Annotated in this window: 14 protein-coding genes; 9 read left to right on the top strand and 5 right to left on the bottom strand. The window is 74.1% G+C overall.

What is annotated here, in order from left to right; genetic code table 11:
- The first annotated feature begins 42 nt into the window (after positions 1–42).
- The gene (locus tag ACWDCZ_RS22680) at positions 43–615 is read left to right on the top strand and encodes a dihydrofolate reductase family protein (RefSeq protein ID WP_049653782.1); all 573 of its coding nucleotides are present in this window, start codon (positions 43–45) and stop codon (positions 613–615) included.
- A gap of 57 nt (positions 616–672) precedes the next feature.
- Here the strand turns inward: ACWDCZ_RS22680 and ACWDCZ_RS22675 are convergent, their stop codons facing one another.
- A complete protein-coding gene (locus ACWDCZ_RS22675; protein ID WP_449816815.1) occupies positions 673–1512 on the bottom strand; it encodes a class I SAM-dependent methyltransferase in 840 nt (279 codons plus the stop codon).
- A gap of 123 nt (positions 1513–1635) precedes the next feature.
- On the opposite strand from ACWDCZ_RS22675, the gene ACWDCZ_RS22670 reads away from it, so the two are divergent.
- Complete coding sequence (locus tag ACWDCZ_RS22670; RefSeq protein ID WP_449816814.1) at positions 1636–2226, top strand: DinB family protein; 591 nt, start codon at positions 1636–1638, stop codon at positions 2224–2226.
- Positions 2227–2302: 76 nt separating this feature from the next.
- On the opposite strand, the gene ACWDCZ_RS22665 is transcribed toward ACWDCZ_RS22670, so the two are convergent.
- A complete protein-coding gene (locus tag ACWDCZ_RS22665) occupies positions 2303–2860 on the bottom strand; it encodes an ATP/GTP-binding protein (RefSeq protein WP_074002257.1) in 558 nt (185 codons plus the stop codon).
- Positions 2861–2960: 100 nt separating this feature from the next.
- Here ACWDCZ_RS22665 and ACWDCZ_RS22660 point away from each other — a divergent pair, with 100 nt between their 5' ends.
- The 3 genes from ACWDCZ_RS22660 (at position 2961) to ACWDCZ_RS22650 (ending at position 5622) form a co-directional block, all read left to right on the top strand.
- Positions 2961–3926, top strand: coding sequence for a hypothetical protein (locus ACWDCZ_RS22660; protein ID WP_449816813.1), 966 nt, complete (start codon positions 2961–2963; stop codon positions 3924–3926).
- Positions 3927–4054: 128 nt separating this feature from the next.
- Positions 4055–5191, top strand: coding sequence for an SUKH-4 family immunity protein (locus ACWDCZ_RS22655; RefSeq protein ID WP_449816812.1), 1137 nt, complete (start codon positions 4055–4057; stop codon positions 5189–5191).
- A 107-nt stretch (positions 5192–5298) separates the two neighbouring features.
- Entirely contained in the window at positions 5299–5622 is a 324-nt protein-coding gene (locus tag ACWDCZ_RS22650) for a DUF6191 domain-containing protein (protein WP_449816824.1), read from the top strand.
- On the opposite strand, the gene ACWDCZ_RS22645 is transcribed toward ACWDCZ_RS22650, so the two are convergent.
- The gene (locus ACWDCZ_RS22645) at positions 5536–5802 is read right to left on the bottom strand and encodes a hypothetical protein (protein ID WP_449816826.1); all 267 of its coding nucleotides are present in this window, start codon (positions 5800–5802) and stop codon (positions 5536–5538) included. The genes ACWDCZ_RS22650 and ACWDCZ_RS22645 overlap by 87 nt on opposite strands.
- A gap of 259 nt (positions 5803–6061) precedes the next feature.
- Between ACWDCZ_RS22645 and ACWDCZ_RS22640 the strand changes: the two genes are divergently transcribed.
- Together ACWDCZ_RS22640 and ACWDCZ_RS22635 are read left to right on the top strand one after the other, a co-directional pair.
- Positions 6062–7117, top strand: a complete 1056-nt coding sequence (locus tag ACWDCZ_RS22640; RefSeq protein WP_449816811.1) for a DUF2332 domain-containing protein — start codon at positions 6062–6064, stop codon at positions 7115–7117.
- Between the two features lie 141 nt (positions 7118–7258).
- On the top strand, positions 7259–8017 hold the full coding sequence (locus ACWDCZ_RS22635) for a MerR family transcriptional regulator (RefSeq protein WP_375875231.1): 759 nt from the start codon (positions 7259–7261) through the stop codon (positions 8015–8017).
- A 169-nt stretch (positions 8018–8186) separates the two neighbouring features.
- On the opposite strand, the gene ACWDCZ_RS22630 is transcribed toward ACWDCZ_RS22635, so the two are convergent.
- Together ACWDCZ_RS22630 and ACWDCZ_RS22625 are read right to left on the bottom strand one after the other, a co-directional pair.
- Entirely contained in the window at positions 8187–10580 is a 2394-nt protein-coding gene (locus ACWDCZ_RS22630; RefSeq protein WP_449816810.1) for an FtsX-like permease family protein, read from the bottom strand.
- Positions 10577–11290, bottom strand: coding sequence for an ABC transporter ATP-binding protein (locus ACWDCZ_RS22625; protein ID WP_234348522.1), 714 nt, complete (start codon positions 11288–11290; stop codon positions 10577–10579). The genes ACWDCZ_RS22630 and ACWDCZ_RS22625 overlap by 4 nt, the downstream gene beginning before the upstream one ends.
- A gap of 301 nt (positions 11291–11591) precedes the next feature.
- Here ACWDCZ_RS22625 and ACWDCZ_RS22620 point away from each other — a divergent pair, with 301 nt between their 5' ends.
- Positions 11592–13040, top strand: a complete 1449-nt coding sequence (locus ACWDCZ_RS22620; RefSeq protein ID WP_241852852.1) for a sensor histidine kinase — start codon at positions 11592–11594, stop codon at positions 13038–13040.
- Positions 12992–13639 (top strand): response regulator, encoded by a 648-nt coding sequence (locus ACWDCZ_RS22615; protein WP_049655241.1) that lies wholly within the window; start codon positions 12992–12994, stop codon positions 13637–13639. The genes ACWDCZ_RS22620 and ACWDCZ_RS22615 overlap by 49 nt, the downstream gene beginning before the upstream one ends.
- The last annotated feature ends 334 nt before the right edge of the window (positions 13640–13973 follow it).

The following is a 13973-nucleotide window of genomic DNA, read 5'->3' as shown; positions in this document are numbered from 1 at the left end:
ACCCGACAGAAGCAGAACCGCACGAGAACCGAGGTACCACCCATGCGCACCCTGATCAGCACCGCCTTCATCTCGCTCGACGGCGTCGTCGAGGGCCCCGGCGGCGAACCCGGCTACCGCAACTCCGGCTGGACCTTCAAGGACATCGAGTTCCTCCCCGAGGCGTTCGAGATCAAGGGGCGGGAGCAGGAGGAGGCCACCGCGATGCTGCTCGGCCGGGCCAGCTACCAGGCGTTCAGCCCGGTGTGGCCGGACATGGCGGAGTTCGCCCACTACAAGACGCTGCCGAAGTACGTCGTCTCCACCACCCTCGCCGAGGCCGACCTGGTGTCGAACTGGGGCGAGACCAGCATCCTGCGCTCGCTCGACGAGGTCGCCGCACTGAAGGAGACCGAGGGCGGCCCGATCATCGTCCACGGCAGCGCCACCCTGAACCACGCCCTCTCGGACGCCGGCCTGATCGACCGCTACCACCTGCTCGTCTTCCCGCTGCTGCTCGGCGCCGGCAAGCGCCTGTTCAGCACGACGGACAAGGACGCCCAGAAGCTGAAGCTGGTCGAGTACGGGGCCTACGGGAACGGCATCCAGAAGCAGGTCCTCGACGTGGTCCGCTGACCGCTCTCCACTCCTCCTCTCCGTCCTCCCCGTGGGAGCGTTGACGGCCCTGGACCTTCAACGCTCTTCCGTGGTGCGCCAGATGAACACCTCACTGCTCGGCTGCCGCTCCGAGAAGAGCCCCGACGGCGAGGTCCGGGCGAGGAGGCGGAGGAGGTCCGCCTCGAAGGCCGGACGGCGCTCGGCGAAGAGGTGCGGGGCCGAGGAGGAGAGCGCGAAGACGCCCGCGACCGCGTCGTCGGCCGTGCGCTCCAGCGGTCGTCCGCCCGGGACGACGATCCGCTGCGGGCCGGCGAAGCCCGCCCGGGCGAGGACGGCGGCCTCGTCGCCCGGCGTGCCGTGCGGCAGCAGCCCCTGCCCGGCGCGGCGGACCGGGCCGAGGTAGCGCCGGACCAGCCCGTCGATCGCGGCGTACGGGACCGGCGGGTGCGGCAGCCCCTCGGTGGGACGCGGTTCGCCCTTCAGGTCCGAGACGTGCGCCAGGGCGCCGCCGGGCCGCAGCATGCGCCGTACGGTCGCCGCCACCAGGTCGCGGTCCATCCAGTGGAAGGACTGGCCGAAGACCGCCAGTGTGAAGGTGCCGAGGCCCGGCGGCAGTTCCTCGGCCCGGGCCCGCACCCAGGTGGCCTTGGGCTCCTCGGCGCCCACGCGGCGCGCCTCGGCGATCATCCCGGCGTCCGGATCCACCCCGACGACCTCGTCGAACAGGTGGGCCAGCCCCAGCGCCAGCGCGCCCGGCCCGCACCCCACGTCGAGCAGCCGCCCCCGCCCGTCGAGCCCCAGCGCCCCGGCCAGCGCCTCCGCCAGTCCGGGGGCGTACGGGAGCCTGCCCCGGGTGTAGTGGGCGGCCGTTCCGGCGAACAGCGTCTCGTCCCAGGACCAGGCGTCGCCGGTCATGGCTGCTCCTCACAGGTCTGTTTCGGGTGAACAGGCTTGATCGTGGCACGGGTTGACGCCTGGTCGGGGCGGGTGGGACCGGAAATCAATGGACAGGCATCATGCGATCAACAGACTGATCCCATGACCGCTGCAGATGACAAGAACGACCTCCGGATCTACATCCAGGACGCCCGCGACGCCCTGCTCTGGAAGCTCGAAGGCCTCTCCGAGTACGACCTGCGCCGCCCGCTCACCCCCACCGGAACCAACCTGCTGGGCCTGGTCAAGCACGTCACCGGCGCCGAGGCGCTGTACTTCGGCGACACCTTCGGCCGCCCCTTCCCCGAGCCGGCCCCGGTGTGGATCACCGGCCAGACCGAGCCGAACGGCGACCTGTGGGCGCGGGCCGACGAGAGCACCGACGAGGTCATCGGGCGCTACCGGCGGGTCTGGGCGCACTCCGACGCCACCATCGAGGCCCTGCCGCTGGACGCCGTCGGCAAGGTGCCGTTCGGCGCCCGCCACGAGCAGACCCTGCACCGGGTGCTCGTCCACATGATCGCCGAGACCCACCGCCACGTCGGCCACGCCGACCTGGTCCGCGAACTCGTCGACGGCGCCACCGGCCAGCGCTCCGACGGCGCCAACACCGCCCCCGGCGACACCGACTGGTGGCGGGCCCACCACGACCGCGTGGAGCGGGCGGCCCGGGAGGCCGGCGGCCTCGCCTGAGCCGGAGAGCGCCGGGAGGGCGGCGGCCTCGCCTGAGCCGGAGAGCGCCGGGAGGACGGAGGAGCGGCCGGGGATCTCAGCCTCCGTGCCGGGCGGGCGCGCCGACGTGCCGCACGACGGCCGCCGCCCGGTCGGCGAGCGGCCCCGGGGCGATCGGGACGCACACGTACCCGAACCCGGCATAGGCCTCCCGGTGGATCCGCTCGAACCGCAGCGACTCCTCGTACGAGATGCGCCGCGCCTCGGTCGGGGTGACGAAGCCCGGGCTCTCCACGAAGAACACCTCGCGTTCGTACACCTCCTCCGCCCGGATGCGATTCAACTCCCGGGCGAGGAAAGGGGTCACGGGATGACCGAGGTACACCGCCAGGGCGTACGTGCACACCGGCGAGCGGTCGAAGAACCGCACCTCCCCCGGCCCGCCGACGGCCCCCTCCTGCCGCTGCCGCTGCAGGGAGACCACCGCGTCCACGAACGACGGGTCCGTCCACGGCTCCGGCACGCCCTGGGCCTGCCGCAGCGCGATGACGTCCGTGGCGGCCTCCTCGACCACCGGGTAGCCCGCGCACTCCAACCACCGCAGGACCGCCGTCTTCCCGGCCCCCGGGGTGCCGGTCAGCAGATAGCGCTTCATCCCCGCACTCTACGGGCCCGGGGTGGCGGGTGCGGGGCGCCGTAGGGTGTCGGACATCGGGGGCAGGGGCAGGGCACATGGGCACATGGGGGCATCCGGCGTGACGGACGAGGGACAGGGCGTGAGGACGGCCGTCCAATGCCCGGACTGCGGGGGCACCGCCGTCCGCAGCGTCGGCCAGTTCCTGCTACGCGGGCGGGAGTTGCGGTGGGACGCCGAGCGGTTCTGCCCCCAGTGCGTAGCCGTCTGCTGCGACTGGGGCCAGGAGGCCGCACCCCGGGACATCCGCGAGGCGCTGCTGACCACCCACGGACCGGCCCGGCTCCGGCTCTCCGCACCGCTCACCGACCCGGCGGCCACCCTGGCCGCGCTGCGGGTGCTCCGCGAGGGCTCGGGGCTCCCACTCCGGCAGACCCGGGAACTCCTCGACGAGCTGCGGGACTTCGGCCTGAGCGGGACGACCGTCGAGATGGCGTACTGGCGGGTGCGGCTGGCCGGACGGGGAGTCGCGGCTGAGACGGCGGACGGCTTCGGACGGGCATACCGGTACGTGGGACCGCCGGAACTGCGGCCGGGGGACGACGGCGGGACGGGCACCGGACACGGCCAACCGGTACGGACAGCAGGCGAGTTCGCCGCCTGGGCGGAGGATCGGGCGGAGCGGACGGCGGCGGAGCTCGCGGAGCCGTTCACCTTCATGGTCGGCCTCGGCGGCACACTGCGGCTCGCTCCGCGCCGTAGCGAGCATGTGGCCTGCGCGGGTGGGGAGTTGGTGCTGAGCGCCGGGGAGATCGGGTTCCGGCGTTCGCGGGACGGCTGGGAGGTCGAGACGGTCGGCAACCACTCCACCGGCTACTGCCCCGACACCACCTCCTGGCCCGCCGTCGCCGCCGCCCTCACCCTCGTCGGACTCCCGCACCCCGGCGCCTTCACCCACGCCGCGGTCTTCCGCCGCTGCCCGCGGTGCGGCAACTGCAACCTCGTCCGAGAGGAGCACTACGCCTGCGCCTTCTGCGACGCGGACCTGCCCGAGCACTGGAACGTCGACGAGGTCGCGCTGCCGTGACCCGCGCGGGCCACCGCACCCCACCGCCCCCACCCACAGCGCACCTCAGCACTGTCAGGCCGGACCGCTAGGGTCTGTGGGTCACGGGGCAGGCCGGGAAAGGGTGGGGGCACGTGAGGTGTGAGCGGGTGGCGGAGCTGCCGGGTGGGGTGGTGCACGCGGGGAGCCGGGAGTTCCTGGTGCGGGAGGGGCTGCCTGCGGCCGGGGCGTTCCTGGACTTCGAGGCGCTCCGGGGCGGGGAGCTGACGGCGCTCCCGGCGGAGGCGGAGCGGCTGTTCGTCCTCGGGGAGACGGAGTACTGCACGCCGTTCGCCGCCGGCGGCAGCCTGGTGCTGCTGGACGGGGTGACCGGTGAGGTGTTCCTGGACAACGGCGGCCCGCGCCGCGACCTGCTGGCCTCCGACCTGACCGCCCTGGCGGGCCTGGTGCGCGAGGTCGACGCGGTGGCCGAGGCGGCGCTGCGCCCTGAGGCGCTGGACGGGCGGCGCGGGCCGGCCGTCCTGGCCGAGGTGCTGGCGGGGGCCGAACGGCGGATGCGGGAGATCGATCCCGGCCTGTTCGGCGACGGCTCCGCACCGCCCCCGCACTGGGGCACCGCGCTGCTGGTGCGGGCGCTGGGCTGGGGCGCCCTGCCGGGCGGTCCGGACGGGCCCGCGTACGCGATAGCCCCGGAGCTGGTGGCGGAGCTGGCCGCGCTGACGGACGAGGACGGCGGCCCCGGCCGGGTGCACCGCTTCCGGCCCGCCGAGCTGCCCGCCGCCCTGGTCCACGAGCCGACCCGGCGGCTGCTGACCGAGGTCGGCCTGCCACTGGGCGGGGCGATGTTCGGGGTGTGCGAGGAACCGCTGGTCACCATGGGCGAGGCCTACCCCGAGTACTTCGACGGCGAGGAGGAACGCCCGTACCAGCGGGACTTCCTCGCCCTCGGGGACTGGCCGACCGACCTCACGATCGCCCTGGACGGCGCCACCGGCCGGCTGGAGCTGCCGGACTGGTACGACGACGGCCACCCCGAGGCCTACCTCAACCGCGACCTGTCCGCCCTGCTCTACGCCCTCTGGACGTACGAGCGGCTGCGCGCCGAATGGGACCGCTGGGACTACGGCCGGGCCCGGGAGACATGGTCGGTGTTCGATCCGCAGGCGCTGCTGAGCGCGGTGGTGGACCGGCTGGTGGAGGCCGTCGACCCGGAGGCGTTCGCCTCGCCCGGCTGCTCCTGGCGGCTGCTCGCCGAGGACGGCCACATGGGCGGCCTGCTCGGCTGAGCACCCAGGAGCCGTTGCCGCCGGTGGGCGACAAGCCCGGTCGGCCGCCGCCGTGGACGGCGGCAACGGCCAGGAACGGACGTGTCACCTCCACGCGTTGGACCGACATGGTGATGATGGCGGGTCTGCTCCTCATGGCAGTACTGGTGATCGTGCCCTTCACACTGGCCTCGATCCGGCATCTCGTGGTGCGATCGGGCAGCCCGCGATGGTTGTGCCGCCGTCTGACTACTCGGACGCGAACGAGCGGACTCGGCCTTGGCGCCACCGCGACCGAGGAGTTGCACGCCTTCTTCAATGCCAACAAGCGCGTGCAGATCGAGCAGCGGCGGACTCAACTGGTCCTACGGGACGACGACCACGCCGGCGCCCCGCCTCGCCTGGGTGTCGACTTGGGCGCCGGCACCGCAGTCGTCCGACAGCAGCGGTAGTTCACCCTCCTTCTCCTTGCGCCCGACGCTTGCTGGAGCCTGCCGAACTCGCGGACGAGCCCTGGGCAGCGGCCTGGGGAGCTGTTCCTGGACGATGACGCGCTCGCCCTCGCCGTTGGGTTCCTCGAAGGCGGCGAAGTGGCGTTCCAGGAGGTCATCGGAGACGGTGATGCTGTTCACCGCAGGCCCAACACCGAACTCGTGCTCACCCGACGGGCCACCTGCCGGTCACCCGGTGGCCGATCCGCCGGGCCGGTACGCCCCGAACCCAGTCGCTCCCAAGGCCGTGAGCTCCCCACCACCCGGCGGTCACGGCGGACCGCGCCACTCCTGCTTCACCGTCCGGGAGAGCGCTTGGGGTCAGCGGGTGGCACGTCGGTCCGGGCGTAGGCTGGGCCGATTCGATCACTCGCGAAGGCGTCGAAAGGACCGGTGGGGGATGCGCGGCGACACGGAGGAGCTCTACCGGGCGTTCGCGGAGCGGGAGGCGCGCGGGAACTCGCCGATCTACCAGGAACTGGCCGAAGGCGTCGCCGGGGACGGGGAGTTGCGCGCACTGCTGGACGGGCTTCCGGCCGTGAAGCGGCAGCCGAACCTGCTGTTCGGCGCGGTCCGGCACCTGGGTGGGCCGGTGACGGAGGGCTGGCCGGCTTTCCGTGACTGGACGGCGGAGCGGTGGGCCGAGGTCTCGGCGACGATGCTGGAGCGGCGGACGCAGACCAACGAGGCGGGCCGCTGCGCCACCCTGCTGCCGCTGCTGGCCGCGCTGCCGCAGCCGCTCGCCCTGATCGAGGTGGGCGCCTCGGCCGGGCTCTGCCTGTACCCGGACCGGTATCGGTACCGGTACCTGGCCGGGGACCGGGACAAGGACGGGCGGCGGGACGGGGACGGGCAGGGGGACGGACATGAGCGTGGGGCCGGTGCCCCGGTCGCCGAGTTCGGCGCCGCCGCGAGCCCGGTGACGCTGGACTGCGTGGTGAGCGGGCCGGTGCCGCTCCCAAACTCCCTGCGGGAACGGCTGCCCGAGGTGGTGTGGCGGGCCGGGATCGACCTCAATCCGTTGGACGTGCGGGCCGAGGAGGACATGCGCTGGCTGGAGTCGCTGGTCTGGCCCGAGCAGACCCACCGGCTGGAACGGCTGCGCGGCGCCGTCCGGGTCGCCCGGGCCGAACCGCCGCTGCTGGTGCGCGGCGATCTCAACGCGACGGTACGGGAGTTGGTCGCACAGGCCCCGGCGGGGGCGACGCCGGTGGTGTTCCACAGCGCGGTGCTCGCGTACCTGCCGCCGGAGGAGCGGGAGGAGTTCGCGGCGACGATGCGTGAACTGCCCGGGCACTGGATCTCCAACGAGGCGGTCTCGGTGCTGCCGGCCGTCGCCCGACGCCTCCCCCGCCCGGCGGCCGTCGCCGGGCTGTTCGCGCTCGCCCTGGACGAGCGGCCGGTGGCCTTCACCGGACCGCACGGTCAGTCCCTGGACTGGTTCGGCGAGGCCTGAGCGGCCGTACGACAACGTGCGGGCAGCGTGGAAGTCCCGGGCTTGAAGCTGCCGCAGCGGCAGCTTCTACCGTCGTGACCAGGGCCGGAGAACCGGCCCTGGTCCACGCGAACGTGGGACGTGGAAACGAGGGAGGCAACCATGGCCTGGCCCATCGCCGAGGTGGCCCGGATGTCCGGTGTGACGGCCAGGACCCTGCGGCACTACGACGAGATCGGGCTGCTGCCCCCGGCCTGGATCGGCTCCAACGGCCACCGCTACTACGAGGAGCGGCAGCTGCTCCAGCTGCAACAGATCCTGGTACTGCGGGCACTGGGCGTGGGGCTGACCGAGATCGCCCGGATCCTGAGCGATCAGGTGGACGAGCTGGAGGCCTTGCGGGGCCACCGCCGGCGGCTGGTCGCCGAGCGCGACCGGCTCGACGCCCTGGCTGCCACCGTTTCCCGCACGATCGCCGACCTGGAACGCTCCCAGAAGGACGGCACACCCATGACCATCAACCGCCCCGAGAACCTGTTCGAGGGCATCCAGCCCGACGACGTCGACGCGAGCCTGCGCGACTTCCCCGAGCACGCCGAGGCGGCCCGGCGCGCGACCGCCGCGATGACCCCGGCCGAGATCGAGGCCGGGCAGCGCGAGCGGACCGCCCGCATGATCCGCCTGGCGGAGCTGAAGGCGGCCGGCCACCCGGCCGACGCCGAGGCCGTGCAGAGCACGGTCGAGGAGGAGTACCGGCTGCTCCACGACTTCCGGTCCGTCTCGACCGAGGAGTACCTGGCGATCGCCCGCTCCTGCACCGAGAACGAGCAGTGGAGCGCCGCGTACGAGGCCATCGCCCCGGGCCTGGCCGCTTACCAGCGTGCTGCCATGGAGGCGTACGCAGCGGCACGGCTGTCCTGATCCGGGCCTGATCCGGGCCTGGTCCGGGCCTGGTCCGGGCCTGGTCCGGGTGATCGGACGGCCTGGGTCGGCCCTGCCCGGCCCGGCCCTGTCTGGGAGCCTTACGGGGGGTTCCCAGACGGGGCCGGGTACCGGGTTTTGTTTCCTCTCCTGGCCCTCCCCCGCGTCGTCACTCCGTCCGCAGCGCCGTGACCGTCCTGGTGCGGGCCGCCCAGGTGGCCGGGAGGACGGCTCCGAGCAGGGCCAGCACCAGGCCGCCGAGTATCAGCGGCCCCACCACCGACGGGGCGAACACGGCGAGGTCGGCGTCCGGCACCCCGATTCCGGCGGCCCGTGCCATCGCGGGCATCACCCGGTGGTGCACCAGGATGCCGATCGGGACCCCGATCACCCCGGCCGCCAGCCCGCTGCCGCAGACCGAGGTGAGCACCATGCCGACGGTCTGCCGGGGTGACATCCCGAGCGCCTTGAGCACCCCGAGGTCGTGCACCCGCTCCCGGGTGTCCAGCAGCACGGTGTTGAGCACCCCGAGTCCCGCCACCACGGAGAGCAGCAGCGTGAGCGTGCCCGCCAGGGTGTTCATCGCCAGCACCACGATGCTGAGGTGCTCCTCTCCGGGGTCGGCGCTCAGGCCCAGCGGCTTCACGGCCTGGTCCAGCCCGTCGGCGTAGGACTGCGCATCGGTGCCCGGGGTGAGGTCGATGTGGAAGGTGAGCGCCTCGGCGTGGATCGCGCCGCCGAGCGGCGCCAGCGTGGACCGGTCCGTGAACACCAGGTCGTTGGTGGTCAGGACCTCGCCGGTGATCTTCGCCGAGGTGCTGTGTCCGTGGTCGGTGAGGGTGACGGTGTCACCGACCTTCGCCTGGGTGGCCCGCAGGGTGGCGGCGGCCACCACGACCTCGCCGGGGCCGTGGAACCAGCGGCCGGAGACCAGTTGGAAGCCGCTCCAGGAGGTGTCGCCGCTGAACGCGACCACTTCGGAGCGCCCGGTGCTGCCGGCCAGGGCGACCGGGGTCGGGACGGTGCTGTACCAGGCCCGGGTGCCCGGGCGGGAGTCGACGGCCCTGGCCACGGCCGCCTCGTCCACGTGGTCGGCGGACGGCGCGGCGCCGTCGAACGGGGTCTGGACCACCACCTTGCCCGCGCGGTCGGCCGCCAGACCGTCCTGGATCGAGCCCAGCGAGAGCGTCAGGCCGACGCAGAGGGTGACCCCGACCGTGCCGAGCACCACGGCGGCCCCGGTGGTCGCCGAGCGGCCCGGCCGGTTGAGCGGGGAGGCCAGCCCGAGGCTGAGCGCCCGTGGCACCGGCAGCCGGCCGATCAGGTCCTGCGCCCGGGACACCGGGCCCACCGCCCCCGCCCCGCCGACCGTGCCGCGGGCGGCTGCCCGCTTGGCGCCCGGCGCCGTCCGGCCGACCGCGAGCGCCTCCACCGTCCGCAGCCGCCCGGCCCGCAGCGCCGGTACCAGCGCGGTGCCCGCCACCGCCCCCAGGGCCGCCACCGCGACCACGACGTCCACCCAGACCGGGATGCCGAGCAGCCCGCCGCGCAGGGCCTTGTGAGCCAGCCCGAGGACCGGTACGGACAGCAGGTTGCCGAGGAGCACACCGAGCGCCGTGCCGACCCCGGCGGGTATCAGCGCCTGGCCGACGTAGGCGCGCGCCACCTGGGCCGGGGTGAAGCCCAGGGACTTGAGGATGCCGATCCGCCGGGTGGCGGCGCTGACGGCGCCGCTGACCACGACTCCGATGATCAGCACCGACATGGCCAGGCCGAGCACCCCGAAGGCCGTGACGAACGGGACGAAGGTCGAGGCCGTCCGGTTCGCCTCCTCCTGGGCGGGCCGGTAGGAGGTGGCCCTGGCGAGCGCCCCGCCCGGGACCGCGGCGGCCAGTGCGGCACGGTCGGCCTCCACCTCGGCGTCGCCGCCGGCGTGGGCGAAGCGGTAGAGGTACTGGACGGAGGGCTCCGTGCCGGGCGCCGTCAGCCCGGCCACCTGCTCCGGGGCGACCCAGCCGTCCGCGCTCCAGGAGACCGAGGCCGCCAGGCCGACGACCTTGAGCGTCGGGTGCCCCGGCAGCTCCGGGAACTCCATGCTGTCGCCGACCGCCAGCGGCGAGTGCCCGTCCAGGAACACCACCTCGCCGGGGCCGGCGACCCAGCGGCCCCTGGTGATCCGCAGGCCGTCCAGCGGGCCGTCCTGGGCGCGGCCGACCAGCGTCATCGGCGGCAGCGGGCTCCCGGCCGGCGGGATCCGGGTATCGGGGCCGGAGCGCGGCTGGACGGCGACCGCCTGGTAGGGGCCAGCCGAGGCTGTCACGCCGGGCGCGTGGGCCGTCGCGGCGAGCTGGGCGGGGCTCGCCCTGGCCTGGTCGTACAGCACGTTGAGGTGGGCGCCGCGCTGGTCGGCGAAGGAGCGCTGGTACGGGCCCTGGGCGGCGACCAGCAGCCCGAGCGCGAGGATGCACGCCGTCACGGACACCATCGTGGTGAGCACCATCACCAGGGTCTGCACCCGCCGGCGGCCGACCCCGGCGCGTACCACCTTGCCGAGCGCGCTCATCGGCCACCGCCCGGTGCCGGCACGGCCGCCGTGTCCCGGACCAGCCGGCCGTCGAGCAGTTCGATCGTCCGGTCGGCGCAGGCCTCCGCGAGCGCGGTGTCATGGGTGACCAGCAGGATCGTCTGGCCCTCCGCGTTGAGCCCGCGCAGCAGGTCGCGGACGTCGGCGGCCGAGGCGGTGTCCAGCGCCCCGGTGGGCTCGTCGGCCAGCAGCAGCGGCGGACGGTTCATCAGCGCCCGGGCGACCGCGACCCGCTGGCGCTCCCCGCCGGAGAGCCGGCCGGGGAAGGCCTTGGCGTGCCGGGCCACCCCCAGCCTCTCCAGCAGCTCCCCGGCCCGGGCCCGCGCCTGCTCCCGCCGCATCCCGGCCAGCTGGGCCGGGAGCAGCACGTTGTCCTCCGCGGTCAGGTCGTCCAGCAGGTTGAAGAACTGGAACACCATGCCGATCCGCGCCCGCCGGTACTCGGCCAGCGCGGCCTCGCCGAGCCGGTGCACGGCGACGCCGTCCACCTCCACCTCGCCCTCGCTCGGGCGGTCGAGGCCGGCGATCAGGTTCAGCAGGGTGGACTTGCCGCTGCCCGAACGGCCGAGCACGGCCAGTGCCTCGCCGGCCCGGACCTCCAGGTCGAGCCCGGCCAGGGCGGGACGGGCGGCGTCGGATCGGTCGTACGTCTTGCTGACGCCGCGGATCCGGATGATCGGCGCGTTCACGGGCCCTCCACTGTTCGGCGTCCGGCCCCGGGAAGCCCGGGCCGGCTGACGGAACATCACGCTACGAATCGGCGGCGGGGTGCCGACAGCCGTCTGGACGGCCTCTGCGGGGTGTATCCAGATACACCCCGAACTGGGTGTTCAGGCCTAGAGCACCAGGGGCCCCGGCCGGGCAGACTGACCCAGCGAAAGATCGGAACCGGGGTCCGCGGGGCCCCGGAACGACAGCTTCGGAACCGCGGCTTCGGGCCGCGGCACCGCGGTCTCCGGGCGGGGCCGCGCAAGGGAGAGGGGGCGCGTCATGGACGCGGGAGTGCTGAACGGACTGGCCCTGCGGGTCGGCCGGGCGTGTGCGGACGGGGTGCGCGCCTGGTACGCGGTGACGCTGGCCGTGACGGGGTTCCTCGCGCTGCTGGCGGGGCCGGTCCTGCTGGCCACCGCGCTGTTCGGTCCGGACGAGCCCGGGGGCTTCACCCCGGGCGGGCCGCTGATCCTGGCGGTGCCGATGGCGCCGGTCGCCCTGTGGGCGCTCTGCTGGGCCACCGGGGGCGGCGGCCGGGCGGTCGGCGCCGCGCTGTTCGCTCCGGGGACGATAGCGCTGATGGCGGCCCACCTCTACGGCGGTGCGGCGCCGGGCGGCCGGTCCGGTTCGGTCTGGCTGGCGCCCGCACTGCTGGTGCTCGGGCTGTTCGGCGCCCGCTGGATCGCGACGGAGAGCAGGCGCACCGTCGGGAAGTGGAGCGGGCGGCCGATACCGGTGCCGTACCGCCGGCCGGTCCGCGCCGGGGCCTGGCCGCGGCTGCGGGCCGGCGGCTGGCTCACCGACCCGGCGACCTGGCGGGACTTCGCCTGGACGCTGCTCACCGGCGCCACCGTGCTGCTCACCGCCGCGATCGTCGTGCTGACCCCGGTCGCCCTGGAGGTCTTCGGCCGGAACGGACCGTTCTTCGCCCTGGGCGTCGTCTACTCGATGGGCCTGACCATCGCCCCGTTGGCCGTCCTGTGGGCCGCCCCGCCGGCCCTGCGGATCCACGAGAAGGCCGCCCGGGCCCTGCTCGGGCCCTCCCGCCGGGCCGAGCTGGCCCGCCAGGTCAGCCATCTCGCGCGGACCAGGGCGGACACCATCGACGCCGGCGCGGCCGAGCTGCGCCGGATCGAGCGGGACCTGCACGACGGGGCGCAGGCCCGGCTGGTCGCACTGGGCATGCTGCTGACCGTGGCCGAGCAGCTGAAGGACGACCCGGACGCCCTCGGGCCGCTGCTGGCCGAGGCCCGGCTGTCCTCGGTGAAGGCGCTGGGCGAGCTGCGGGACCTGGTCCGCGGGATCCACCCCCCGGTGCTCGCCGACCGCGGCCTGGCCGACGCGGTGCGGGCGACGGCGCTGGACCTGCCGCTGCCGGTCGGCTTCACCGGCGGCCTGCCCGGCCGGGCTCCCGCCCCGGTGGAGTCGGCCGCCTACTTCGCGGTGACGGAGCTGCTGGCCAACGTGGTGAAGCACGCCGGGGCCTCGCGGGTGTGGATCGAGATAGGGCACAGTGACGGGCTGCTGCGGATATCGGTCACCGACGACGGGCGCGGCGGCGCCGAGCCGTCCCGGGGGACCGGCCTCAGCGGAACCGAACGCCGACTGGCCGCCTTCGACGGGGTGCTCGCGATCAGCAGCCCGCCCGGTGGGCCGACCATCGTGAACCTGGAGATCCCGTGCGCGTTGTCATCGCCGAAGACCTCTTCCTCCTCCGGGACGGACTGACCCGGCTGCTGGAGGCCAACGGCATGAAGGTCACCGCGGCGGTGGAGGACGGCGAGCAGCTGCTCGCCGCGGTGGCCGCGGACCGGCCCGACATCGCCGTGGTGGACGTCCGGCTGCCGCCGAGCTTCACCGACGAGGGCCTGCGGGCGGCGCTGGCGGCCCGTCAGGCCCACCCGGGCCTGCCCGTCCTGGTGCTGTCGCAATTCGTGGAGCAGCTGTACGCCCGCGAGCTGCTGGCCGGCAGCACCGGCGGGATCGGCTACCTGCTCAAGGACCGGGTGATGGACGGCACCCAGTTCATCGACGCCGTGCGGCGGGTCGCCCAGGGCGGCACCGCGATGGATCCGGAGGTGATCACCCGGCTGCTCACCCACAACTCCTCGGCCGGCCCGGTCTCCACGCTCTCCCCGCGCGAGCGGCAGGTGCTCGGACTGATGGCGGAGGGCCGGTCCAATGCGGCGATCGCCCAGCAGCTGGTGATCACCGAGCGGGCCGTCGCCAAGCACACCGCGTCGATCTTCGTCCGGCTCGACCTCCAGCCCTCCGACGACGACAACCGCCGGGTCCTGGCCGTCCTGGCCTACCTCAACAACTCCTGAACGGCTCCCGATCGACTCCCGAAAGGAGCCGCCACCGCCCACACTCCGGCACCACCGTCCCACAACTTGATAGATCACCGACAAATGGCGAGTGGCCCTCCGCTGCAGGGGGCTCGCCTGCCGCAGAACGGGTCAATTAGGCTGGTGGGGTGCTCATCCTTGTTCGCCGCCGCCACGTGGACCTGCTCCGCGTGACGACCATGTCCTGTCGACGCTCCGGCTGAACCTCGCGCCACCACCCTCAACGGCGACCCCTGCCCGGCCGCCACCACCTCCCGGCCCCGGAGCACCCGCCGCACCAGGCACAGCTCCGGCCGCCCCCGGTCGACCACCG

The organism is Kitasatospora sp. NPDC001225, assembly GCF_053597855.1.
The sequence above is the reverse complement of the archived record's forward strand: the minus strand, read 5'-3'. Positions and strand labels throughout refer to the sequence as shown.